Annotated in this window: 19 protein-coding genes; 4 read left to right on the top strand and 15 right to left on the bottom strand. The window is 54.0% G+C overall.

All coding sequences use genetic code 11. The features are described from left to right. Nucleotides 1-2: 2 nt before the first annotated feature. From ACG1BZ_RS01365 to ACG1BZ_RS01355, 3 genes are read right to left on the bottom strand one after another with little or no spacing between them, the layout of a single operon-like run. Nucleotides 3-1,313: an N-acetylmuramoyl-L-alanine amidase gene (locus ACG1BZ_RS01365; protein ID WP_413664095.1), complete on the bottom strand. Its 1,311-nt coding sequence runs from the start codon at nt 1,311-1,313 to the stop codon at nt 3-5. A 55-nt stretch (nt 1,314-1,368) separates the two neighbouring features. Continuing rightward, entirely contained in the window at nt 1,369-1,863 is a 495-nt protein-coding gene (gene tsaE, locus ACG1BZ_RS01360) for a tRNA (adenosine(37)-N6)-threonylcarbamoyltransferase complex ATPase subunit type 1 TsaE (RefSeq protein ID WP_413664094.1), read from the bottom strand. Then, nucleotides 1,863-3,344 (bottom strand): NAD(P)H-hydrate dehydratase, encoded by a 1,482-nt coding sequence (locus ACG1BZ_RS01355; protein ID WP_413664093.1) that lies wholly within the window; start codon nt 3,342-3,344, stop codon nt 1,863-1,865. The genes tsaE and ACG1BZ_RS01355 overlap by 1 nt, the downstream gene beginning before the upstream one ends. A 134-nt stretch (nt 3,345-3,478) precedes the next feature. Here ACG1BZ_RS01355 and queG point away from each other — a divergent pair, with 134 nt between their 5' ends. After that, nucleotides 3,479-4,588, top strand: a complete 1,110-nt coding sequence (gene queG / locus ACG1BZ_RS01350) for a tRNA epoxyqueuosine(34) reductase QueG (RefSeq protein ID WP_413664092.1) — start codon at nt 3,479-3,481, stop codon at nt 4,586-4,588. Between the two features lie 13 nt (nt 4,589-4,601). Here queG and orn read toward each other — a convergent pair whose 3' ends face one another. Beyond that, nucleotides 4,602-5,141, bottom strand: a complete 540-nt coding sequence (gene orn, locus ACG1BZ_RS01345) for an oligoribonuclease (protein WP_413664091.1) — start codon at nt 5,139-5,141, stop codon at nt 4,602-4,604. Between the two features lie 86 nt (nt 5,142-5,227). Here orn and rsgA point away from each other — a divergent pair, with 86 nt between their 5' ends. Genes rsgA through asd form a run of 3 tightly spaced genes read left to right on the top strand, consistent with a single transcriptional unit; the run spans nt 5,228 to nt 7,948 of the window. Next, nucleotides 5,228-6,268: a small ribosomal subunit biogenesis GTPase RsgA gene (rsgA, locus tag ACG1BZ_RS01340; protein WP_413664090.1), complete on the top strand. Its 1,041-nt coding sequence runs from the start codon at nt 5,228-5,230 to the stop codon at nt 6,266-6,268. Next, nucleotides 6,265-7,059, top strand: a complete 795-nt coding sequence (locus ACG1BZ_RS01335) for a sulfurtransferase (protein WP_413664089.1) — start codon at nt 6,265-6,267, stop codon at nt 7,057-7,059. The genes rsgA and ACG1BZ_RS01335 overlap by 4 nt, the downstream gene beginning before the upstream one ends. A gap of 25 nt (nt 7,060-7,084) precedes the next feature. Further along, the gene (asd, locus tag ACG1BZ_RS01330; protein ID WP_413664088.1) at nt 7,085-7,948 is read left to right on the top strand and encodes an archaetidylserine decarboxylase; all 864 of its coding nucleotides are present in this window, start codon (nt 7,085-7,087) and stop codon (nt 7,946-7,948) included. Nucleotides 7,949-7,999: 51 nt separating this feature from the next. On the opposite strand, the gene ACG1BZ_RS01325 is transcribed toward asd, so the two are convergent. The 11 genes from ACG1BZ_RS01325 to ACG1BZ_RS01275 form a co-directional block, all read right to left on the bottom strand. Then, nucleotides 8,000-9,352: an HD-GYP domain-containing protein gene (locus ACG1BZ_RS01325; protein ID WP_413664087.1), complete on the bottom strand. Its 1,353-nt coding sequence runs from the start codon at nt 9,350-9,352 to the stop codon at nt 8,000-8,002. A gap of 170 nt (nt 9,353-9,522) precedes the next feature. Continuing rightward, nucleotides 9,523-10,602, bottom strand: a complete 1,080-nt coding sequence (hemE, locus tag ACG1BZ_RS01320; protein ID WP_413664086.1) for a uroporphyrinogen decarboxylase — start codon at nt 10,600-10,602, stop codon at nt 9,523-9,525. A 160-nt stretch (nt 10,603-10,762) separates the two neighbouring features. Continuing rightward, nucleotides 10,763-12,181, bottom strand: coding sequence for an FAD-dependent oxidoreductase (locus tag ACG1BZ_RS01315; RefSeq protein ID WP_413664085.1), 1,419 nt, complete (start codon nt 12,179-12,181; stop codon nt 10,763-10,765). Nucleotides 12,182-12,201: 20 nt separating this feature from the next. Continuing rightward, nucleotides 12,202-16,650 carry a glutamate synthase large subunit gene (gltB, locus tag ACG1BZ_RS01310; RefSeq protein WP_413664084.1) on the bottom strand — a complete coding sequence of 1,483 codons (4,449 nt, stop codon included), beginning with the start codon at nt 16,648-16,650 and terminating at the stop codon, nt 12,202-12,204. Between the two features lie 342 nt (nt 16,651-16,992). Further along, on the bottom strand, nt 16,993-18,078 hold the full coding sequence (gene aroB, locus ACG1BZ_RS01305) for a 3-dehydroquinate synthase (RefSeq protein ID WP_413664083.1): 1,086 nt from the start codon (nt 18,076-18,078) through the stop codon (nt 16,993-16,995). Between the two features lie 67 nt (nt 18,079-18,145). Next, nucleotides 18,146-18,667 (bottom strand): shikimate kinase AroK, encoded by a 522-nt coding sequence (gene aroK, locus ACG1BZ_RS01300; protein ID WP_413665828.1) that lies wholly within the window; start codon nt 18,665-18,667, stop codon nt 18,146-18,148. Next, on the bottom strand, nt 18,667-20,844 hold the full coding sequence (pilQ, locus tag ACG1BZ_RS01295) for a type IV pilus secretin PilQ (RefSeq protein ID WP_413664082.1): 2,178 nt from the start codon (nt 20,842-20,844) through the stop codon (nt 18,667-18,669). The genes aroK and pilQ overlap by 1 nt, the downstream gene beginning before the upstream one ends. Further along, nucleotides 20,844-21,374, bottom strand: a complete 531-nt coding sequence (locus ACG1BZ_RS01290; protein WP_413664081.1) for a pilus assembly protein PilP — start codon at nt 21,372-21,374, stop codon at nt 20,844-20,846. Before ACG1BZ_RS01290 ends, pilQ begins: the two co-directional genes overlap by 1 nt. Beyond that, entirely contained in the window at nt 21,371-21,988 is a 618-nt protein-coding gene (locus ACG1BZ_RS01285) for a type 4a pilus biogenesis protein PilO (protein ID WP_413664080.1), read from the bottom strand. The genes ACG1BZ_RS01290 and ACG1BZ_RS01285 overlap by 4 nt, the downstream gene beginning before the upstream one ends. 11 nt (nt 21,989-21,999) lie before the next feature. Further along, nucleotides 22,000-22,575, bottom strand: coding sequence for a PilN domain-containing protein (locus ACG1BZ_RS01280; RefSeq protein WP_413664079.1), 576 nt, complete (start codon nt 22,573-22,575; stop codon nt 22,000-22,002). A 1-nt stretch (nt 22,576) separates the two neighbouring features. After that, complete coding sequence (locus ACG1BZ_RS01275) at nt 22,577-23,653, bottom strand: pilus assembly protein PilM (protein ID WP_413664078.1); 1,077 nt, start codon at nt 23,651-23,653, stop codon at nt 22,577-22,579. Nucleotides 23,654-23,655: the final 2 nt, after the last annotated feature.

Genomic DNA, 23,655 nt, shown 5'->3' with positions numbered 1-23,655 from the left:
TCTCAGCCGGAAGGAATACTCAGGGTCTGCCCCACTCGAATCACGGAGTTCTTGATGCCATTCGCTCTCATCAGGGCGGCGACGGAGATATTATATCGCGCCGCGATACCCGAAAGGGTCTCCCCGCGAGCGATAACGTGGTTGCGAGACTTATCGCTCTGGTTGGCGGCGAGCCAGGTATCCGCCGGGGGGCGGCTCTTAAAGTGCGCCACTATACCGTCACTGAGCTTTTGCGCCAGCTTGCGCTGGAAACTGGGATCGCGCAGGCGTTTCGCTTCCTGGGGATTGGTAATAAAACCCGTCTCCACCAAAATTGAAGGCACATCCGGCGAACGCAGCACCGAGAAATTGGCCTGCTCCACCTGTTTTTTATGCAGGTGAGTGACGGTGCCAATCTGTGACAGCACACTGGCGCCGATATCCAGGCTGGCATTCATGGTGGCAGTCATAGAGAGGTCGAGCAATACGCCGGCCAGGGTGTCATCCTTATCGCCCAGACTCAAACTGCCGGCGCCACCGATAAGGTCGGACTCGTTTTCCCGCGCGGCTAAAAAGCGGGCGGTTTCACTGGTTGCACCCCGGGAGGAGACCGCGTAGACCCCAGCGCCACGGGCATCTTTACGGGTAAAGGCATCGGCATGGATCGACACAAAAAGGTCCGCACGCATATTGCGCCCAATTTTTACCCGTTCCCGCAGAGGGATATAGTAATCCCCTGTGCGCACCAGTTTGGCAGTAAAGCCCTTCTCACCGTTTATCTTTTTGTGCAGCTGTTTGGCAATCGCCAGCACTACATCCTTTTCCCGCAAGCGACCGGGACCGGAAGCCCCGGGGTCTTCCCCGCCGTGCCCTGCATCAATAGCGACAATGATATTGCGTTCACTACTGACCTGCTCCAGCGTCTTCTCGCTGCCTTTAACCTCGTCATAAAGGTCGATCACCAATCGATCCGGCAGGTTTTCATGGCGCCGCAAAGCAAAGCTACGCGGATTGGCCTGCTGCTTTAGGTCCAATACAACCCGTAGATCTTTTTTATTCTGACGGGCATGGCGCACCCGGGCGATCGGCGTCTTGTCCAGATCCAACTTGTCCAGCTCGGCCTTCAACTCGGTATCAGAGAGGTCGACAACCACCCGGTGGGGGTCCTTGAGGGTAAATAACTTGTGCTCTGCCGGGTCGCTTAAATCAAAAACCAGACGCGTATGGTCGGGTGCTCTCCAGACGCGCACACCTTCCACTTGCGTCGCAGAAGCCGGCAGGAAAACTGCCAACCACAGCGCGACAACTAACAGAGACCGCCACATAAAACTCATTACTTCCCAGCCCCTTTGCTTATTGGTATCAGTATTTCCCTGTGTTCAGGCGTTTTCAGGATGCTCGCAGCAGCTTTTGCAGCAGGTCTATTACGCGCTCACCCTCGGGCGAGTGCGCAATTAACCTGAGCTGGCGACCACTTTCCGGTACTTCCAACTCAACTTCCAAGTCTGGATCGGGCAATATGCCCTCGCCCCGCTCGGGCCACTCTACAAGACTCAAACTCTGCGCAGAGAAATAATCCCGCACCCCCATAAACTCCAACTCTTCCGGGTCACCCAGACGATAGAGGTCGAAGTGGTAAACCCGGTGAGCCTCGAGTTCGTAGGGTTCCACCAGGGTGTAAGTGGGGCTCTTTACCGCACCCTCGTGCCCAAAGGCCCTCAGTACCCCCCGACAGAAAGTTGTCTTTCCCGCACCCAGCTGGCCATTTAAATACAGCGTCAGCCCCTGTTGCAGGCCCGCCGCGAGACAGGCCTGCCCGAGCAAGTTGCCGCCGGATACGGTGGCTGCTTCATCAGCCAAATGTAATTTGAATTCACTCGCCATCAATCTACCAAACGTCTAATCCAGGGCAATAAGTCCGTAGCGAGTAATCCCCGCATACCCTCTTCGGCAGCGCGATTACCCGCCTCTCCGTGTAACCACACCGCCAGTCGGGCAGCCTCCACCAGCGGCAAGTGCTGGCCAATCAATGCTGCAACAATACCGGTGAGGAGGTCTCCCATACCACCGGAAGCCATGCCCGGGTTACCGCTGTTGATCAGGTCAACACCACCATCATGTGCAATCAGGGTGCCGGCGCCTTTTAATATCACCACGCCACTGAATTTTTGCTGAACTGCAATAGCAGCTGCGCGCGGATCGGCGAGCACCTCGGCGGTATCACAACCCAGGAGGCGGGCGGCCTCCCCCACATGTGGGGTCAACACCCAGTCATCCCGCCGGACCCCGGCCAGAACCCGGCCCTCGGCGAGAATATTCAATGCATCGGCATCTACGACCAAGGGCGCTTCAGCTCGGCCGGCTCGCGCCAGAAGCTGCTCACTCCAGGGGGAGCGTCCCAAACCGGGACCCACTGCAATCACGCTGGGGCCTTCGAGCAGCGGTTCCAGTTCCTGCCCGGAAATCACCGGGTGGGCCATCACTTCCGGACTGCGAGTTAACGCTGCGGACAAATGCTCAGGGCGGGTCGCCAGGGAAATCAGCCCGGCCCCACAGCGCGCTGAGGATTGCGCAGCCATCAATGCGGCACCGCCAAATCCGGTATCACCGCCGACAACCAAAATATGGCCAAATTGGTTTTTAAAGCTATCGGCGGCACGTGCTGGCAGGCGACGGATGGCATCAGCCTCGTATCGCATAGCCAAAGGCTCAACTGCTCGGTAGGCAGCCTCAGGTGCCCCCAAGCCTTCGAAAATTACCTCTCCGCAAAGCGCCGGGCCGCGACCGCAGTAGAGCCCCATTTTGCGGCCGATAAAAGTCACCGTTATATCGGCACTGACCGCCTCGCCGGCACTGCCGGTATCGGCACTCAGACCGGAGGGGATATCCACAGCCAACACCGGGCCAGGGCTTTTGCGGATTCGCTCAACCGCATGCGCCACGCCGGAGCGCAGCTCACCGCTAAAGCCCGTTCCCAGCAATGCATCCACAATCAGTGTATTGGCATCCGCCGTATCCAGTTCTGCGAGAGAGTTCACCACCTGGACACCTTCCCGGCAGGCGTACTCATAGGCCTCCCAGGCATCGCCACTCAGGTGCTGAGGATCGGTACACGCATAAACGGTGACCGGGATTTTCTTTTGCGCGGCGAGGGCGGCAATCACATAGCCATCCCCACCGTTGTTCCCACCACCGCAGAAAACCTGGAGGCGGCCGATCTCCGGCCAGTGCCTGCGTAGATGTGAAAAAGCCGCGCGACCGGCGCGCTTCATCAGTTGAATGGAGGGGATTTCCAGTGCAGCAATCGTCTGTCGATCCAGCTCACGTACCGACTCGGCACTGTATAGAGGTTGAGGCGTGTCCATGCAGCTCCCGCGATGTGGTCAAGAATTCATCTGTGGCAAAATAGGCAATTACATCGCCATCGTTTGCGCCAACCGCAAAGTATACCGCCCCGGCCAGGCATTGTGCTTGCAGGGAATATCGAGCCGCTTTATCTATGACCGAATCACTGCTCGCCGACTTAGCCCAACAGATCAAAATTTGGGGCAGAGAACTGGGCTTCCAACAAGTGGGTATTACCGATTGCCAGCTGGAGGAGGAAGGGGAACGCCTGCGCGCCTGGATTGATGCGGGCTATCACGCTGATATGGACTGGATGGGCGCTCACGGTGAGAAACGCTGGCGCCCCGAATTATTGGAGCCGGGAACACTGCGGGTAATCAGCGTGCGTCTGGACTACCTGCCGCCGGACACCCAGCCGATTAAAGTGTTGAAGGATTCGAGTAAGGCCTATGTATCCCGCTATGCGAATGGCCGCGATTACCATAAGTTGATCCGCAAACGCCTGGCCAATCTATCAAAGCAAATTGATACCTATTGCGCCGAGCGGGGCATTGAATCGAAAGGTCGGGCTTTTACCGACAGCGCCCCGGTAATGGAGAAGGCCCTGGCAGCCAAGGCCGGCCTGGGCTGGATTGGTAAAAATACTCTGGTACTGAATTCGACCGCCGGCTCTTACTTTTTCCTCGGCGAAATCTACACCAACTTGCCACTCCCCATAGATATCAGCGAGGAGCATGATCAGTGTGGCGACTGTGTCGCCTGCCTCAGGGTTTGCCCTACCGATGCCTTCATCGATGACCGTACCCTGGATGCGCGGCGCTGCATCTCCTACCTCACTATTGAAAACAAAGGCCCAATCCCTGAGGAATTTCGCGAGCCCATCGGCAACCGAATATACGGCTGTGACGACTGCCAGATAGTGTGCCCCTGGAATAAATTCGCCAAGCCCACCAAGGAAAAAGATTTTCATCCCCGACACGGACTGGACAATGGTGAGCTACTGAAGTTGTTTACCTGGAGCGAAGAGGAGTTCCTGCGCAAGACTGAGGGTTCGGCCATTCGCCGAATCGGCCACGAGCGCTGGCTGCGCAACCTGGCTGTTGCCTTAGGCAATGGGGAGGCCACGCCCGAAGTCATCAATACCCTGGAAAGTGCGCGCGCCGGCGCCACGCCCCTGGTTCTGGAGCATATCGATTGGGCGCTGGAGCGGTTGCGCAGCGGGCGCAGGCGCAAGCGTAAAATCAAACGCAAGCCCGCTGGCTAATCGGGAGTGGGGGTCAGAGGCGGAAAAAAGTCTCGCGGTAGTGGCGCAATTCCTCAATAGAATCGCGGATATCGTCGAGCGCCAAATGGCTGCTGTGTTTTTTAACTCCATCCAAAACCTCCGGGCGCCAGCGACGAGCCAATTCCTTCACCGAGCTGACATCCAAGTTGCGATAGTGGAAATAGGACTCCAACTCCGGCATATATTTCACCAGGAACCGGCGATCCTGGCCGATAGAGTTGCCACACATGGGAGATGCTCCCTCAGGGACCCACTGTCGCAAGAACTCCAGGGTCTCCCTCTCCGCGTCCCTTTCGGAAATACTGGATTCTTTGACCCGAGCTACCAGCCCGGAACCACCGTGCTGTTCGGTATTCCATTCATCCATTGCATCTAGCAAGGCATCGCTCTGGTGGATGACCATTGAAGGACCCTCGGCGAGAATCTCCAGGCGTGAATCCGTCACGATTGTGGCAATTTCAATAATGCGCTCTTTGTCCGGATTCAGGCCTGTCATCTCCAGGTCAATCCAGATCAGGTTGTTCTGATCCACAACGGGTCTCCTCAAACTTTCCGCGCAAGTTACCGCAACTACCCTGCAATAGCTATAATCCGCCGCTAGTCTCCAGGTGCTAGTGCATGAGTAAACGCAAATTAAATCGCCGCCAACAGTGGCGTATCAACAAAATCCAGCAGGAACGCGAAGCCCGCGCCCGCAAGCGCGAGCAATCTGCCGAAGAGGCCCTGGAAGAGGGGCAACTGGGGCAGGAACAGATCGGTCTGGTTATTGCCAACTATGGCACACAGGTTTTAGTGGAGAGCGAGAGTGATCCGAGCCTGCGCCAGCGCTGCCATTTGCGCGCCAATATCGAAACCCTGGTGACCGGCGATCGCGTTGCCTGGCACCCTGCCAGCGAAGACAGCGATGGGGGCATTGGTGTTATCGGCGCGCGCCTGCCGCGCAATTCCGAGCTGCAAAGACCCGATCGCTACGGCGACCTCAAAACTGTCGCAGCCAATATCGATCGCATATTGATCGTTATCGCCCCTTACCCCGAACCTTTTGCCAATGCCATAGACCGCTACCTGGTAGCCGCAGAGACCACCGGCATAGCACCCATGCTGCTGCTCAACAAAACCGACCTGATCGATGAACGCAATCGCGATTCATTGGAGGAGCTACTCGCCCCCTACCCGGAGCTCGGCTATCCGGTTTTACGGTTATCCACCAAAACTGGCGAGGGCCTGCCGGAGCTGCTGGAAACCCTTGCGCAGGGATGTAGCGTTTTTGTAGGGCAGTCCGGGGTGGGCAAGTCATCCCTGGTCAACGCTCTGCTTCCCAGTGCCGGCGCCCGCACCGGTGCCTTGTCAGAGGCAACCCAAAAGGGGACTCACACCACTACAGCGGCGGAACTGTTTCACCTGCCCAGTGGGGGTGATCTGATAGACTCCCCCGGGATTCGCGAGTTTGGACTCTGGCATATGGAGGAGTCCGCCCTATTGGAAGGTTTTGTCGAATTCCGACCATTTATAGGACACTGCCGCTTTCGCGACTGCCGTCACCAGGGCGAACCCGGTTGCGCTATCCAGGAGGCTCTGACCGATGGAAAAATTAGCGAGCGCCGCATGAATAGTTTTCTGCATTTGCGCAACAGCCTGGAATCGGAGAACAAGTTTTGAAACTGATCATCGAAGCGGAAGAACTCGCGACTCAGCTTGAGCGCGAAGAACTGCTGATTGTAGACCTCAGCTCACCCCACAATTACCTCAACGGTCATATTCCAGGTGCTATTCATCTGCCGTTCCAGGCGCTGATGGCTGGCACCGCGCCCGCACCAGGCAAACTTCCCGGTATCGAACAGCTGACCCAGATTTTTCAAGCTATCGGCTTGAAGCCGGAACAACATGTGGTCGCCTGTGACGACGAAGGTGGCGGTTGGGCTGGGCGCTTTTTGTGGACCTTGGAAATGATAGGCCACCGCAATTACAGCTACTTGAATGGTGGCATGTTGGCCTGGCGAGGCGCCGGCCTTCCTCTCACTACCGAGGCACCGGATATTGAGCCGAGTGATATTCAAATCACCGTCAACAGCACAGCTGCGATGGACGCCCAGCAAATCCAGGATCAACTGGGCAATGATGAATTCCTAGTTTGGGATGCTCGCTCCCCCCAGGAATATCGCGGTGAGCGGGTCCTGGCCATGAAGGGCGGTCATATCCCGGGAGCAATCAATTGCGAGTGGACCCAATTGATGGACCCGCAAAAAGATCTGCGCATTAGAGCGGATGCCCGCGAATTCCTCGCTGCACTGGGAATTGATAGCTCACACAAGATTGTCACCCACTGCCAAAGCCATCACCGCTCCGCTTTTACCTGGTTAGTGGGCAAGTCCCTGGGATTGGATATTCGCGCTTATCCAGGCTCCTGGAGTGAGTGGGGCAATTTGCCCAATACTCCGGTACAGCAGTAGATACATTGAGAAAAGACGTAGATTTATGAACCCTAAACTTTTTGCCGCCCTGCAATACCTAACGCCGCAACATGCACTCTCCCGCGCTGCCGGCTGGTTGGCGAATACAGAGCTCAAGTGGATCAAAGATCCTTTCACCCGCTGGTTTGTTGAGAAGTACGGTGTAGATATGCAGGAGGCCAAAGAGAGCGACTGCACTGCCTACCGCACCTTCAATGAATTCTTTACCCGCGAACTGGTGGACGGAGCCCGCCCCATTGTCGAAGGGCAACACACCCTTGCCAGCCCTGCCGACGGCGCCATCAGCCAGCTGGGCCAGATCCATAACGGCCGTATTTTCCAGGCTAAAGGTCACGACTACAGCCTGGTTGAACTGGTGGGCGGTGATCCCAAGGTAGCGGCGCAATTTAATGACGGACACTTCGCCACTGTGTATCTGTCACCGAAGGATTACCACCGGGTGCATATGCCCATGGCAGGCACCCTGCGCAGCATGACCTATGTGCCCGGGCAGCTTTTCTCTGTAAATACGGTAACGGCAGAAAACGTTCCGCGCCTGTTCGCTCGCAATGAGCGCCTAGTCTGTGTATTCGATACGGAAGCAGGCCCCATGGCAATGATTCTGGTGGGTGCAATGATTGTCGCCGGTATCGAAACCGTTTGGGCCGGACAAGTCGCTCCTATCCAGCGCAAAGTCATCAGCACGGATTATCTGGATAAGGCACCCATTCACCTGGAGAAAGGTGAGGAGATGGGACGCTTTAAGTTGGGCTCTACCGTCATTATGTTATTTGGTGCGGACCAGGTGAGCTGGCTCGACCAGCTGGAAGCCGAGTCGCCTGTCCGCATGGGTGAGCATTTCGGTAATTTACTATCCGGCAAGGACTGATATTAATAAGGAGAGGCGGCAGTTTTAACAGCCGCCTCTGAAAAAGGGAGCTTATTTTGTCAGGCGCGTCAGCAGCTGCCCCAGTCGACCACCGCGGAATAAATAATTGTCGCGAATATTCGCCGCATCCACCTGAGGGTAAGCTCCGGGTTCTATATCCCTGAGGATACTGACCTTTTCCTCGACACTCATCTTGCCACGCTCGATAAGCTTCTGTTCTCGATCCTCAACTTCAGCTAAGTCACACAGGCGAGGCTTGCTGAGCGTCTGTTTTTGCCCATCGAGAACGATCATTACCTTTGGTCGCAAGCGCCGGTCGTAGGTCTGTTCCACGACCACGCCGACTTCTCCGGTGGACAACTCTACCTGGGTACCCGTGGGATAGAGGCCAATAGCCTGAATGAACTCCACTACCAACTGTTCCTGGTAGGCGATACCCCGCAGGTCATATAACTTGGCAACTGCCCGGGATGGCGCTACCGGCTCACTGGAACCTCTTGGGTTAGTGGCTTCATCATAGAAAGTCACTATTCCGCACATGCGCGCCAACACTGAAATCCTGTCACCGCGCAAGCCCTCAGGGTAACCACTACCATCGTGGCGCTCGCAGTGGGCACTAATGACCTCGATAACCTTCGGATCTATTTGTGGGTCTGCCGACAGCATCTTGACGCTATGCTGCACAAACTTTCGATACTCTAATTCACTGCGCGGATCGCGCTGCTTCATCTGCAGCACTTCCCCGTCGATAGCCAGCTTGCCTACATCCTTCAGCAGAGTAGCCACCCCGAGCTTTAGTAAATCACTGCGTGAAAGACCGATATGGCGGCCGAATAGCACCGCCCAAATACTGGCACGTACCGAGTGACTGTAGGTGTGCTCATCCTTATCTCGTACACGAGCCAGCCAGGCAAACGCATCGGGACTGCGCAGCACACTTTCTACTAAATCCTCAACGACTTGGTTGACCTGCTGTACCGGTATGGGCCTGTTGTTAGCGACAAGCCCCATCACTTCACTCATACCATAGAGGATCTGGCCGTGAAGCTTACGCGCATTACTGGCTTCTCGCTGCGCCGGCTGCGGAGGGGGGTATTTTTTATGGGAAACAGTGACAGGCTTACAAGGGATAGTGACCGCTGTGCGGCCAGAAGAACGACCTCTTGCGGAAGTGTCGCTGCCTCCGAGCAATCGGCGCAGGGTGACACCGGCACTACCGACAGTTTTGTGGACATCGACATAAACAAACCGGCAGTATTTCTGTAGTTGACGGATTTCTTCCAAATCGCGGATATAAAAACCCTGCAGCGCAAATGGGGTTCGCGTCCAAGGCCGGTCAAGCTTGGAGACAAACATGCCGCGCTGTAAATCACCGACAGAAATTTTTGCTTGTTCGATTGCCACTGGGGAAGGTGCCGACAACTGTAGTTAACGCTAAAACGCTGCCCTGAAAGACCCCGTGGCGTAAGATCCTCGGTCCTCTGGGCAAGCTCACCTTTATATCATGGAGAGATATTAAGGTTCACCCGCCCAAAGTGAGACTGTATTCACAGACTCAGAGATCAGTGGCCAGTTTAGGCGTGATATTGGGCTGACAGCTCTACCACAGCTTCAATCATGGCTCCGGCATGTTTGGGATCTACCTTCGGGGTAATTCCGTGACCTAAATTGAAAACGTGGCCACTACCCTGACCAAAAGACTTCAAAACAGCCGCCACTTCTGTGCGAATTCGTTCGGGACTCGCGTAGAGAACAGCTGGGTCCAAGTTACCTTGCAGGGCCACCTTGTCTCCCACTCGGGCGCGGGCACTGCCAATGTCTGTAGTCCAATCCAAGCCCAGGGCGTCAGCGCCGGTATCAGCCATTGCTTCCAACCACTGACCGCCTCCCTTAGTGAACAGGATGGCCGGCACTCGACGACCGTCGATTTCTTTAATCAGCCCCTGGAGAATTCTCTGCATATATTTCAGGGAGAATTCACGATAAGCACTGTGGCTGAGTGCCCCGCCCCAGGTATCAAAGATTTGTACGGCCTGGGCACCAGCGCGAATCTGGGCGTTCAGGTAATCGGTAACAGAGTCGGCCAGCACCGTGAGTAACTGGTGCATCAGCTCAGGGCGATTGTAGAGCATTTCCTTACAGCGGGCAAAATCCTTGCTGGAGCCACCTTCAACCATATAAGTCGCCAGCGTCCAGGGGCTGCCGGAGAAGCCGATAAGCGGCACGCGACCATTCAACTCGCGGCGGATGGTGGACACGGCATTCATCACATAGTCCAAATCCTTTTCGCTGTTCACCACTTCCAGGGCTTCGATATCGGCCGCCGTGCGCAGGGGCTTGTGGAACTTCGGGCCCTCTCCTTCAGAGAAATAGAGACCCAGGCCCATGGCATCGGGAATAGTCAGGATGTCGGAAAACAGAATAGCGGCGTCCAGCGGGTAGCGCTCCAGGGGTTGCAGCGTTACCTCACAGGCCAGCTCGGTATTGCGGCACAGATCCATAAAGCTGCCAGCTTCGGCACGGCTGGCTCGATATTCCGGCAGGTAGCGTCCCGCCTGTCGCATCATCCACACAGGCGTTCGATCCACTGGCTGGCGCAGCAGGGCGCGAAGAAAGCGATCGTTTTTCAATTCGGACGGTTTGGTATCAGACATAGGCACACCGAGCGGGCTAAAAAAACGGGCATTGTACAGGGGCTTGGCCGCTATACACAGGGTGGCAAAGATATTGCGGGGTGCTTATTGAGACTGGCACAAATGTGCACGGGAAAATAGGACAGTGAGGGGCGGTGCCCTCACTGCAAATCAGCAACGATTAAATCTCCAGGTAATCGAGGATGCCCTCACCGGCCTGGCGCCCTTCCCAGATAGCGGTCACTACCAAGTCGGAGCCGCGCACCATATCGCCGCCGGCAAATACCTTCTCATTGGAGGTCTGGAATTTGTATTTTTGTTTTTCTGGAGCGACGACGCCACCCCAGTCGGCAACTTCAATATTGTGCTGCGGAAACCACTCTGCCGGGCTGGGACGGAAGCCAAAGGCCACCAGAACAATATCCGCCGGGATAATTTCTTCAGAGCCAGGCACCACCTGAGGGCGACGGCGGCCGTTTTCATCGGGCTCACCGAGCTCCGTGGTTACCACTTTAACTCCGGCCACCTTGCCATCCCCAACGATCTCAACCGGCTGGCGGTTGAACAGGAACTGTACGCCCTCTTCCTTGGCATTGGCCACCTCCCGACGCGAGCCGGGCATATTTTCCTCATCGCGGCGGTAGGCACAGGTTACGCTCTTAGCGCCCAATCGAATCGAGCTGCGGTTACAGTCCATGGCGGTATCACCACCACCGAGAACCACCACGCGCTTGCCCTCAACCGAAACAAATTCCGAGGCGTCGCGCTCCCAGCCCATATTGCGATTTACGTTGGCAATCAGGAATGGCAAAGCATCGTGAACACCAGGCAGATCTTCACCGGGGAAGCCGCCCCTCATGTAGTTGTAAGTGCCCATCCCCATAAAGACAGCATCGTAGTCATTGAGCAGCTGCTCAAAACTGATGTCCTTACCCACCTCAGTATTGAGACAGAACTCAACGCCCATCTCAGTAAACACTTCCCGGCGCTGCTGCATTACCGACTTCTCCAGCTTGAACTCGGGAATACCAAAGGTAATCAGGCCGCCAATTTCCGGGTGCTTGTCGAACACCACCGGCTGCACGCCGTTGCGCACCAAAATATCAGCGCAGCCCAGACCCGCCGGGCCGGCACCAATCACCGCCACTCGCTTGCCCGTTTTCTCAACATGGCTTAAGTCTGGACGCCAACCCAGGGCGAAGGCTGTATCAGTAATGTACTTTTCCGCATTGCCGATGGTGACCGCACCAAAGCCATCATTGAGGGTACATGCGCCCTCACAGAGGCGGTCCTGGGGGCACACCCGGCCACAGACTTCCGGCAGTGTATTGGTTTCGTGGCAGAGTTCAGCTGCCTCAATAACATTGCCCTCGCTGATCAGCTTCAACCAGTTGGGAATGTAGTTGTGTACCGGGCACTTCCATTCGCAATAGGGGTTGCCACAATCCAGGCAGCGGTGCGCCTGGCTGGCCACCTGCCGCTCACTGAAAGGCTCATAAATTTCAACAAACTCGCCGGTGCGGGTGATGATGTCCTTCTTCGGCGGGTCGATGCGACTTACGTCGATAAACTGGAAGTCGTTGTTCAGTCTGTCTTTCATACTGTTTCTCCACCCCGCCTTTATTCGCCGCGCTTGCGCACGTCGGAAAGAAGATCTGCAAGGCTCGCCGCCTTTGGTTTAACCAGCCAGAAACGGCTCAAGTAATCATCGAAGTTATCCAATAACTCGGCGCCCCAGGCGCTCTGGGTCTCCGCCGCATACTCTTCGATAACTTCGCGCAGGTGACTCTGGTGTGGCTCGAGAATTTCGCTGCTGATTCGGCGCAGCTCGATCAACTCATGGTTGCAGCGATCGAAGAAATCCCGCTCCATATCCAGGACATAGGCGAAACCACCGGTCATACCGGCGCCGAAGTTAAATCCGGTGCGCCCGAGAACCGCGACCATACCCCCGGTCATATATTCACAGCAGTGATCTCCAGCCCCTTCGACTACCGCAAAGGCACCGGAGTTACGCACGGCGAAGCGCTCACCGGCACAACCCGCCGCAAATAACTTGCCGCCAGTGGCACCGTAGAGACAGGTATTGCCGACAATACTGGTTTCCTGGGAGGCGAATGAGCTACCTTGCGGCGGTCGTATAACCAGCTTGCCGCCGGCCATGCCCTTACCCACATAGTCGTTGGCATCGCCATCCAGATACATATCCAAACCACCGGCATTCCACACACCGAATGACTGGCCGGCGACCCCTTTGAGGCGCAGTTTCACCGGAGCTTCAACCATGCCCTGGTTACCGTAGCGCTTGGCGATCTCACCAGACAGGCGCGCCCCCAGGGATCGGTCACAGTTGGTCACGTCGTAGCTGAACTCGCCACCTTTAAAGCCTTCGATGGTAGGCAGGATATCCGCCACCATCCGCTCCGCCAGTTCACCCTTATCCCAGGGATCATTCGTCGCGGACTGACAGGTTTGCGGCTTGCTGTCCAACAGCTCATCCGTATGTAATAGAGGCGCGAGATCCAGCTTTTTCTGCTTGTCAGTTTCGCCATCCAGTACGCGCAGCAAGTCCACACGCCCCACCAACTCTTCCAGGCTGCGCACCCCGAGCTTGGCCATCCACTCGCGGGTCTCCTCGGCGACAAAACGGAAGAAGTTCATCGCCATTTCTGCGGTGCCGATATAGTGCTCGTCACGCAGGTCCTTCTTCTGGGTGGCGATACCGGTGGCACAGTTATTCAGATGACAGATGCGCAGATACTTACAGCCGATCGCCACCATGGGTGCCGTTCCAAAGCCGAAGCTCTCTGCACCGAGAATTGCCGCCTTAATCACATCGAGGCCGGTTTTCAGCCCCCCATCGGTTTGTACCCGAACCTTGCCGCGCAGATCATTGGCACGCAAGGTCTGGTGGGTTTCCGCCAATCCCAGCTCCCAGGGCGACCCGGCATAGCGAATCGAGGTAATTGGGCTGGCTGCTGTGCCGCCGTCGTAGCCGGAGATGGTGATCAAATCCGCATAGGCTTTGGCAACACCCGCAGCAATGGTGCCAACCCCAGGCCGCGATACCAGTTTTACCGAGACCAAGGCATCGGGATTGACCTGTTTTAGGTCGTAGATCAACTGCGCCAAATCCTCGATGGAATAGATATCGTGATGCGGCGGCGGGGAAATCAGGGTCACGCCGGGCACCGAATAACGCAGCCGCGCGATCAATTCGTTGACCTTGCCGCCGGGCAGCTGGCCGCCTTCACCGGGCTTGGCGCCCTGGGCTACCTTAATCTGTAATACCTCCGCATTTACCAGGTAGTGCGGTGTTACGCCAAAACGACCGGAGGCAATTTGCTTAATCTTGGAGACTTTATCAGTGCCAAAACGGGCTGGATCTTCACCGCCCTCGCCACTGTTTGAACGCCCACCCAGGCGATTCATCGCTTGGGCCAGGGATTCATGGGCTTCGGGGGACAGGGCCCCCAGTGACATGGCCGCCGTATCAAAGCGACGCAAAATCTGCTCTGCCGGCTCCACGTCTTCCAGAGCTACCGGTTCGATGTTCTCCTTGAAGTCCAGCATATCCCGCAATGTCGCCACCGGGCGCTGGTTAACCAGCTCCGCGTAGTCCCGCCACGCGGCATAGTCACCGGTGCTGGCAGCGCGCCGCAGGGTAGTCACCACATCCGGGTTAAATGCGTGATACTCCTGGCCGTAGACAAACTTGTGCAGGCCGCCGGGGGAAACAGGTTTGCGGGCTTTCCAGGCAATTTCAGAGCGGGCCGCCATATCGGCTTGCAGCTCGGGGAAGCCGGCACCTTCAATGCGAGTGGGCGCTCCGGGGAAACACAGGTCCACCACATCCTTGGAAATACCCACCAGCTCGAACAGCAGTGCGCCGCGATAAGAGGCAACGGTGGAAATGCCCATCTTGGACAGGATCTTTAACAGGCCCTTGATAATGCCGTTGCGGTAATTTTTCTGCGCCTCAGCGGCATCCAGCAGCAATTCACCGGTATCGATCAGGTGATTGATAATGCTGTAGGAGAAATACGGGTGTACTGCGGTGGCACCGACACCAACCAAACAGGCCAACTGATGTGCATCGCGGGCGCTGGCGGTATCCACCACAACATTGGAGTCACAGCGCAAGCCCGCATGTACCAGGTGGTGGTGCACCGCGCCCGTCGCCAGCAGTGCATCGATTGGCAAGTGCCCCTCGCGAATATCGCGATCGGACAGTACTACAATCACAGCCCCCGCCCGCACTGAGGCCTCAACTTTGGCGCAGAGCTGTTCAATCGCCGACTTGAGGTCCTGTTCAGCGGGGTCGTAGTTCAGGTCGAAGATCTCCGCTTCGAAGCCCGGGCGATCAAGGGATAAGAGTGCCGTGTACTTCATATGGGAAAGTACTGGCGAAGACAGGATCACCCGATCCGCGTGCTCGGGGGTTTCCTCAAATACGGATTTCTCTCGACCCAGGCAGGTTTCCAGGGACATCACCACGGTTTCCCGCAGGGGGTCAATTGGCGGGTTGGTTACCTGGGCAAACTGCTGGCGGAAGTAGTCGTAGAGCGAGCGGTTGTAGCGGGACAAAACCGCCATCGGCGTATCATCGCCCATTGAACCGACCGCTTCCTGGCCCGCTTCAGCCATGGGCCGGACGACTTTATCGCGCTCTTCCAGGGAGGAGCTGAACAGCTTTTGGTAGACCTTGAATTGCTGGTGGGAGAAGTTGTTGTCCACCGGCGCGGTAACCAAAGTAGAGCGAATACGGCGTGCTTTATTCTTGAGCCAACGCTTATAGGGCTGTGCCCGCTTGAGCATATTATCGATGTCAGCGGTGTGGTAGAGCTTGCCCTCTTGGGTGTCTACCGACAGCATCTGCCCCGGTCCAAGGCGGCCCTTAGCCACAACATCTTCAGGGGCATAGTCGTACACGCCAACTTCAGAAGCCACGGTGATCAGGTCATCCTTGGTAATCACCCAGCGCGAGGGGCGCAAGCCGTTGCGGTCCAGGGTACACACTGCGTAGCGGCCGTCGGTCATCACCAATCCAGCCGGCCCATCCCAGGGCTCCATATGCATGGAGATATATTCGTAAAAGGCGCGCAGATCCGCATCCATTCCTTCAACATTTTGCCAGGCCGGCGGCACTAGCATGCGCACGGCCCGGTGCAGCTCCATGCCGCCCGCCAACAGCATCTCCAGCATGTTGTCCAGGCTGGAGGAGTCGGAACCCTCGCGGTTAACCAGGGGCACCAGCTCATTCAGCTCTGGAATCAGGTCAGTGGCAAATTTACTGGTGCGGGCAACAGACCAGTTGCGGTTGCCGGTAATAGTGTTGATCTCACCATTGTGCGCCAGCAAGCGAAATGGCTGAGCCAGGGGCCAGCGGGGCATGGTGTTGGTAGAGAAACGCTGGTGGAAAACACAGATCGCGGTTTCCAGGCGCGGGTCGGCCAGTTCTGGGAAGAACTTGGGCAGATCAGCCGGAATCATCAGACCCTTGTAGGAGAGGACACTGGTTGAAAGGCTGGCGATATAGACTTCGCTACTTAAGCGCAACTCGGCTTTGCGACGGGCCACATAGAGACGGGCATTGAATTTCGCCTCGCCGAGGGGCTCGTCTGCATTGTTGATCAGCAACTGCTCAAAGTGTGGCAGGCAATCCCGGGCAATAGGGCCCAGGCATTCCGGGTTAGTCGGTACGGTGCGCCAGCCGACGGTCTTTAGGCCCTGAGCTTGCAACTCAGTTTCGATAATTTTGCGGGCTTTATCGGCTTCGGCTTGATCTAGTGGGAGCATGATTGATCCCACGGCGTAGGTTGCTGTCAGCTCAGCACCAAACAGGGTCTTGGCTTCTGCGCGGAGGAAAGCATCCGGCTTTTGCAGCAAAAGACCGCAACCATCACCGGTTTTACCATCGGCGGCAATACCACCCCGGTGGGTCATGCAAGTGAGGGATTCAATGGCCGTCTGCACTAATTTGTGACTTGCCACACCGTGCAAATGAGCGATCAGACCAAAACCGCAGTTGTCCTTAAACTCATCCAACTGATACAGACTGCTACCCATAGAATTCCTCGTCGCTATCGATTGGGGGACCACTGGCGCTTAAAAAAAGAAGTGCCTGTTATGGGCGAATGTCACTTTAAGCTTCGCGCTACGCTCTCCTGCGGTCCCTTGGAAAAAGATCCCGAGATAAAAAAAGCCCTCTGCTGGGGCTTTTTTTGTTGTTATTGGCGGTTTTTTGCCCCGCCTTTCCTTTCGGGGGGGCGCAATATTACTTGTCCAACACTACATTTTCAACTTTTAGCAGTGTATTAGTCTGTCAAATCAAACAAAACCAAACTTATCTTCTAGCAGCTAACCTTTCTGGTACTCAGTCCTATTTTTTAGACAATAAGAGCAGGGTTATCACTCGGCACCACAGTTTTTCAGTGCATTTATAATCATTTTTCTGGGGGTATCATCGACAATAATTGCTTCTCCCAGTGCCTTTAGCAGCACCAAGCGCAATTTTCCGTCCAGCACCTTCTTATCCACCTGCATTACTTGGAGAAATTCATCGGTTGTCATGCCCTGCGGTGCCTGCTGCGGCAAATCAGCTGCCTCTAGCATCGCTCGCAACCGTTCCACCAGCTCTGCATCGATATCTCCGCGCAACCTGGATAACTCCAGCGCCATAACCATTCCGGCGGCAACGGCCTCACCATGTAACCAACTGCCATACCCCTGCACTGCCTCAATGGCGTGGCCGAAGGTATGACCAAGATTCAGTATCGCCCTACGACCACTCTCGCGCTCATCACTGGCAACAACATTCGCCTTGTCGGCGCAGCAGCGCTCAATAGCGTAAGCCAGTGCATCGGGCTCCCGAGTTAATAACTTTTGTAAATTCTCTTCGATCCATTCGAAGAATGGGCTGTCACAGATCAATCCGTATTTAATGACCTCGGCGAGGCCTGCGGAAAATTCACGTGCAGGCAATGTGGCAAGGGTATCGGTATCCGCAAGGACAAGGCGGGGCTGGTGGAAGGCGCCAATCATATTTTTACCAAGGGGATGGTTAACGCCGGTCTTTCCCCCAACAGAGGAGTCAACCAAAGACAGCAGGGTAGTCGGTGCCTGAATAAAGTTAACCCCGCGCTGATAACAGGCTGCAGCAAAACCGCACATATCTCCAACAACACCCCCACCCAACGCGATTAGTGTCGTAGTGCGGTTGTGACGCTTTTCCAGCAGCACATCAAAAATTCGATTCACTGTGTCGAGTGATTTAAAAGCTTCCCCATCGGGAAGCTCGACAACATCCACTTTATCGAGCCCTTTTAGCCCTTCCAATAATGTCGCCAAATAAAGAGGAGCAATAGTTTCATTGGTAACAATGCAAACTTGCCGGCCTTTAATGTAAGGGAGGATATATTGCGGGTCACCGAGCAAACCTGAACCAATAATTATCGGATAACTACGCTCGCCGAGTTCTACGTTAAGGCTTTGCATACTGCTCTCAATCCCCTAGTGCTTATCTCAACAGAAGTGAGACGCACTTTAGCACAGACGCTTGGGACTAATCGGACAGCAGGCTGCCTAAGTGTTCTGCGACCAGGAGGGATGCTTGTTTGGGGGAGAGGTCATTGGTGTCGCAAATAATATCTGCAACCTCACGATACAGAGGCTCGCGTTCCTGCAAAATTTCCGCAATACGCTGACGGGGGTTGGGTACACGAAGCAACGGGCGATTGGTATTCTTTGAAGTGCGTTCCAGAAGCTGATCGATATTGGCCTGCAAATAAACTACATGGCCATATTTTTGTAGCTGGCGTCGATTCTCCTCGAGCAAAACTATTCCACCACCGGTACCAATAACCTGGCACTCACCCTGGCAGAGCTCTTCCAATATTTCAGTCTCACGGCGGCGAAATCCCGCTTCGCCTTCCACATCAAAAATCCAGGGAATATCCGCACCAGTGCGCTCTTCCAGCACTTTGTCGGTATCGGCAAAAGGCAGCTGCAATTGCGCTGCCAACAACCTGCCGATAGTAGACTTGCCGGCCCCCATGGGGCCGACCAGGAAAATAGAGCGGGTGATCACTTAGAGTAAAAAGCCTCATCTTCAAGAATACGCGGTGTGATAAACATCAGGATCTCACGTTTATCGTCCGTGCGTATAGTCTGCTTAAACAAGTTACCGATATAAGGAATATCGCCCAGCAAGGGAACTTTGGTTTCACTCTCTACAGCGGTACCTTCAAAAATACCACCTAGAACAATTGTTTCACCATTGCGTACCAATACTTTGGTCACCAGTGTGTTGATATTAATAGAGGGAACCTGACCAGCCCCCACACTTACATACTCACCCACACTATTCTGCTCAATATTTAGAGACATAATAATGTTATTGTCTGGAGTAATTTGAGGGGTCACATTCAACTCCAATACCGCCTCTCGGAAGGTAATAGAAGCAGCTCCAGAAGAAGTGGTTTCCTGATAAGGAATCTCGACACCAGATTGTATCGTGGCTTCCTGTTTATCGCCGGTAACAACTTTTGGCTGGGAAACAACTTCTGCGAGTCCACTATCCTCTAAGGCGGATAATTCCAAGCCAAGGAAGAAGTTATCCTTCAAAATATGATAGGCAAGACTACCGGCTGGGTTAGTGACTCCAAGATCAACCAACATTGGGTCAAATTCAGTACTTAGCTCTGCCAGGGAAGTGTCTTCTTCCAACCAGTTACTCGCCGAGGTTAGGCCATAAGTACCATCACCAATTTCGGTAAGATCAGCATAATCCCACTGAACACCTAGTTCTTTCTGGAAGTCACTAGTAGCAGTTACAATTCGCGCCTCGATCATCACTTGCCGGATCGGGATATCAATTGCCTCAATTAATGCTCTAAACTGTACAATTTTATCTTCAGTATCCGTCAAGATAATTGTATTAGTGCGTTCATCCACAATTGCACTACCACGGGCAGAAAGCATTGTAGGAGTGTTTGAGTTTCCACTACTACCACCTCCCGCAAATCCACCTTGGCCAGCACCTCCGCTCTGTCCCCCAGAGAAGAGTTCAAACAACTCCCCTGCGTCAGCGTAGCGGACACTAATGTATTCCGTTCGCAGCGGAGCCAATTCCTCTAACTGCTTTCGGGTTTCAAGCTCCTGGCGCTCTCGTTCAGCGATCTCAGCCGCTGGCGCAACCATAATGACACTGCCTTCCTGGCGCTTATCCAAGCCTTTAGCCTTAAGAATAAGGGCTAATGCTTGGTCCCAAGGTACACCATCTAATCGAAGTGTAATACGACCTTCAACAGTATCACTGGCCACTAAATTAAGGTCGGTAAAGTCGGCAATTACCTGCAGTACTGAGCGAACTTCGATATCCTGAAAATTGAGCGAAAGCTTCTTACCATCAAACTGAAACTCTTTCTCTTTTTCACGAATTTCTTGAGCAGAGAGCGGCTTAACACTTAATACATATTCGGTGTCCGCCTGATATGCCAAGTAATCGTACTCAACATCGCTTGGATCAACTGAAATAACAGTGTTGCGCCCATCATAATCTACAGTAATTGAGCTAACAGGAGTCGCGAAATCTGTAACATCCAGCCTTTGGCGTAAAGACTCGGGCAGTTCAGCCCCAAGGAAAGTCAAATAGATTTTTCCGTTTGTACGCTCAACATCAATATTTACTGCAGGGTCTGTGAGACTGACTATTACCTTGCCTTCACCCTCTTCACCACGGCGAAAATCAACATTATTTACAGCCACACTCCCTGACGCTCGGAACTGTTTGTCACCGCCCAAGCTCATGCCAGCGTCGTGTTGCGGAGCCGCAGCAACACTAGCTTCACCTTCAGAAGAATCTGCTCCTATCTCCATTACCAGCTGATTACCTTGACGCTCACTAGAGTACACTGGTAATTCATCTAGATTAACAATAAGGCGTGTGCGGTCTTCGCTGGACACAATGACAGCACTCCGCGCGGCTCCAATGCCTAGAGAGTATTTCTTTTGCGGAAGCACACTTTCTACTCCAGCAAAATCTAAAACTATTCGCGCGGGTTGCTCTATTGTGTAACCCGTTGGTTCTGGAGGTGTATCACTGAAGGTAAGACGAAGCTGAACCCGACTACCAGGCAGCTCAGCAAATTGAATGTCATTGAGCTGGCTTACCTGAGCATTCGACGCAATTGGAAATAACAACAAACCCAGCAGCATCAGCTGGAATCGAGTCATTAAAAAGGCGAACTGTTTATTGTTCATTATCCGTTGTCCCTCTCTTCCAACGCCAGAGCCCGCGGCCGTTCAATCCAGCCTCCGGTGCCATCCGGTATAATTTCTAAAATATCGAGCTGTGCATCAGTGGCATTCACTACTCGGCCATGATTTTTTCCGAGATAATTGCCAACAGTTATGCGATGAATTCCGCCTGCGCCATCGTCTATCAGAGCCCAAATCTGTCCATCACGCGACAAGCTACCAACCATAGATAGCACATCAATATTAACGCCCTCCAGTAGCTCTCGCTGACGAGTTAAATCTGGAGCAACATCTAACCTGCGTCCCACTATACGCTGTTCGGACTCAAGAACTGGCTTGGTAAAGGGGCTTCGCTGGGCAGTGGCAACATAAACATAGGGGCTGTAAGGAGTAAATGTCGGTATCGGCTCAATTTGACCTTTCGGCCTACGTTCCACTTCAGCCATTCGCTTACGCAACTCACTGTGATCTGAGTTTAATTCACACCCGACAATTGATAGCAGAGCAACTGCAACCGAGAGGTACTTAATCATCCCTCTTCACCTTGATCTTTATAGCGATAGGTCTTGGCGTTAATTGTCATACTGAGCAAACCGCCTTCTTTATCATTTACTATCTTAAAATCATGCAAAGTCACTATTCGGGGCATACCAGCAATACCACTCACAAAAGCACCAAATTCATGATACCCACCTTTAACGAATATCTGGATCGGTAACTCTACGTAAAATTCACCAACCCGCTCCTGTTGCAAGTCAATATCACTTATCGTTAAGCCACTTCCCCGTCCATACTCATCAATATCTTCGAGTAAACCAGGAACTTCGGTGTCTTTGGGTAGCTGCTTAAGCAATGCACCAAAAGTTTGATTCATTTCCTCTAATTGAGCTCTATAGGCCTCTAGGTTGTGGGCCTGCTCTTGCTTCACTTCAAACTGCGAAAACAGCTGCTGCTCTTTACTCTCAGCCAGCTCAAGCTGCTGATATCGATCACTAATTAAAAAGTGATAACCAAGTCCAACAATGATTGCCGAAATAACAACCAGCAGGGCTATGCGCCCAGGTAAGGGCCAAATTCCCATACGGGAAAAATCGATATCATTGAGGTCAAGCTCATTGATCTGCTTCAGCGTATCTGCCAGTGCCATGGTGCGGTCCCTTATTTTTTTGCAGCGCCTTGGTCATCTTCCTGCTTTCTACCTGTGACATTAACCGTCAACTCGAAAGCACTCGCTTGTTCGCCATGTCGCGGACTAGCAGTAACCCCTGCTAAAGCTGGAGACTCGTACCAATCAGATTGATCCAGATTTCGCATAAAAGAAGAAACCCGATTATTAGATTCTGCCACACCTGACAGGGATAACTTATTGCCCACTCGCTCCATAGAGCTGAGCCACACACCTTCAGGCGTAGCCTGAACTAACTCATCAAAGTAACGCACAGCAAGCGGCCTGTTACCCTGTAACTCCTGGATCACCCGCATACGATCAATCAATTCCTGCCGGCGTTTTTTCAGGTTTTTAATTTCTTTTACCTGGATGTCCAACTCACTTATCCTGTTTTTCAGGATTTGATTGCCGTCATTTTGATAGATTATTTGCTTATCAACTGTTTTCATCCAGCCAAAAACGGCGGCAGCCACAGCAAAAATAACGACTACCATTATTTGCTGAAATTCTTTTTGCTTTTGTGCACGATATTCCTGACGCCAAGGCAGAAGGTTAATCTTTGCCATATCAGTAGTCCTTCTCCCTCATCGCCAACCCTGTGGCAATCATTAGTGAGGGGGCTTCATTTGCCAAAGCCTGGCGATTAACCCGTGAAGACACACTCATTTTGTGAAATGGATTAGCAATCAATGTCGGTCGACCCAGCTTTTCACTAACAAGTTCACCAATTCCTTCCATCGCCGCAACTCCACCGCCGAGAAGGATATGGTCCACATCACTATATGAGGTAGAGGAATAAAAGAATTGTAAAGAACGGGTTACCTGTTGAACTACCGCGTCTCTGAAAGGCTCCAACACTTCAGCAAAATAATCATCTGGTAAGCCACTACCTCCCTGGCGTTTCGCCAGAGTAGCTTCTTCTACTGAGAGCCCATAGCGACGCTGTATCTCGTCGGTGAGCTGACGCCCCCCAAAGAGTTGTTCGCGGGTATACACTGTTTTGCCATCCACAAGAACTGACAGGGCACTCATCGTCGCTCCGATATCAATAACGGCTACGACTAGTTGCTCTTGAGGAGGGAGCTGATCTTCCAGCAATGTGTAAGTTCGCTCTATTGCGTAAGCCTCAACATCCACCACACCGGGTTCCAGTTCGGCCTCACCCAACGCAGAGATCCGCTGTTCAATGTTTTCTGTGCGGCAAGCCGCAAGCAGGACCTCCATTTGACCTTCCCCCTTCTCGGAAGGCCCCTGCACCTCAAAGTCCAGGCTGACTTCTTCAAGCGGATAAGGAATATACTGGTCAGCCTCGATTGCGATCTGGGCTTCCAATGCTTCCTCAGTGAGGTCCGCCGGCATTTCGAGGGTCTTGGTGATCACCGCTGATCCAGACACAGCAACGGCAGCTTCGCGTAAGCGCGTCTTGGAGCGTCGTACAACTTTGCGGATAGCCTCAGCCGTCGCCCCCACATCGTTGATATTCTTATCAACTACGGCATTGGGTGGTAGAGGTTCCACGGCATAACTTTCGACACGATATTTGTCGCCGTTGCGACTTAGCTCCAGCAACTTGACTGCAGTAGAGCTAATATCGAGTCCCAACATGGCCTTGGGGCCTTTGCTCAGAAAAGGGAAAATTCCCATTT

Origin of the sequence: Microbulbifer sp. CNSA002 (assembly GCF_047324085.1) — a bacterium.
Lineage (GTDB): Bacteria > Pseudomonadota > Gammaproteobacteria > Pseudomonadales > Cellvibrionaceae > Microbulbifer.
Note: the sequence above shows the minus strand (reverse complement) of the source record. Positions and strands in the feature narration are given on the sequence as shown.

Coding starts and splice junctions, on each gene's coding strand:
- aroB (WP_413664083.1), bottom strand. CDS start 18,078: ATGCAAAGCCTTAACGTAGAACTCGGCGAGCGTAGTTATCCGATAATT.
- pilQ (WP_413664082.1), bottom strand. CDS start 20,844: ATGAACAATAAACAGTTCGCCTTTTTAATGACTCGATTCCAGCTGATG.
- rsgA (WP_413664090.1), top strand. CDS start 5,228: ATGAGTAAACGCAAATTAAATCGCCGCCAACAGTGGCGTATCAACAAA.
- ACG1BZ_RS01355 (WP_413664093.1), bottom strand. CDS start 3,344: ATGGACACGCCTCAACCTCTATACAGTGCCGAGTCGGTACGTGAGCTG.
- ACG1BZ_RS01315 (WP_413664085.1), bottom strand. CDS start 12,181: ATGAAAGACAGACTGAACAACGACTTCCAGTTTATCGACGTAAGTCGC.
- ACG1BZ_RS01285 (WP_413664080.1), bottom strand. CDS start 21,988: ATGGCACTGGCAGATACGCTGAAGCAGATCAATGAGCTTGACCTCAAT.
- tsaE (WP_413664094.1), bottom strand. CDS start 1,863: ATGGCGAGTGAATTCAAATTACATTTGGCTGATGAAGCAGCCACCGTA.
- queG (WP_413664092.1), top strand. CDS start 3,479: ATGACCGAATCACTGCTCGCCGACTTAGCCCAACAGATCAAAATTTGG.
- asd (WP_413664088.1), top strand. CDS start 7,085: ATGAACCCTAAACTTTTTGCCGCCCTGCAATACCTAACGCCGCAACAT.
- hemE (WP_413664086.1), bottom strand. CDS start 10,602: ATGTCTGATACCAAACCGTCCGAATTGAAAAACGATCGCTTTCTTCGC.
- ACG1BZ_RS01365 (WP_413664095.1), bottom strand. CDS start 1,313: ATGAGTTTTATGTGGCGGTCTCTGTTAGTTGTCGCGCTGTGGTTGGCA.
- ACG1BZ_RS01290 (WP_413664081.1), bottom strand. CDS start 21,374: ATGATTAAGTACCTCTCGGTTGCAGTTGCTCTGCTATCAATTGTCGGG.
- ACG1BZ_RS01275 (WP_413664078.1), bottom strand. CDS start 23,653: ATGGGAATTTTCCCTTTTCTGAGCAAAGGCCCCAAGGCCATGTTGGGA.
- gltB (WP_413664084.1), bottom strand. CDS start 16,650: ATGGGTAGCAGTCTGTATCAGTTGGATGAGTTTAAGGACAACTGCGGT.
- ACG1BZ_RS01280 (WP_413664079.1), bottom strand. CDS start 22,575: ATGGCAAAGATTAACCTTCTGCCTTGGCGTCAGGAATATCGTGCACAA.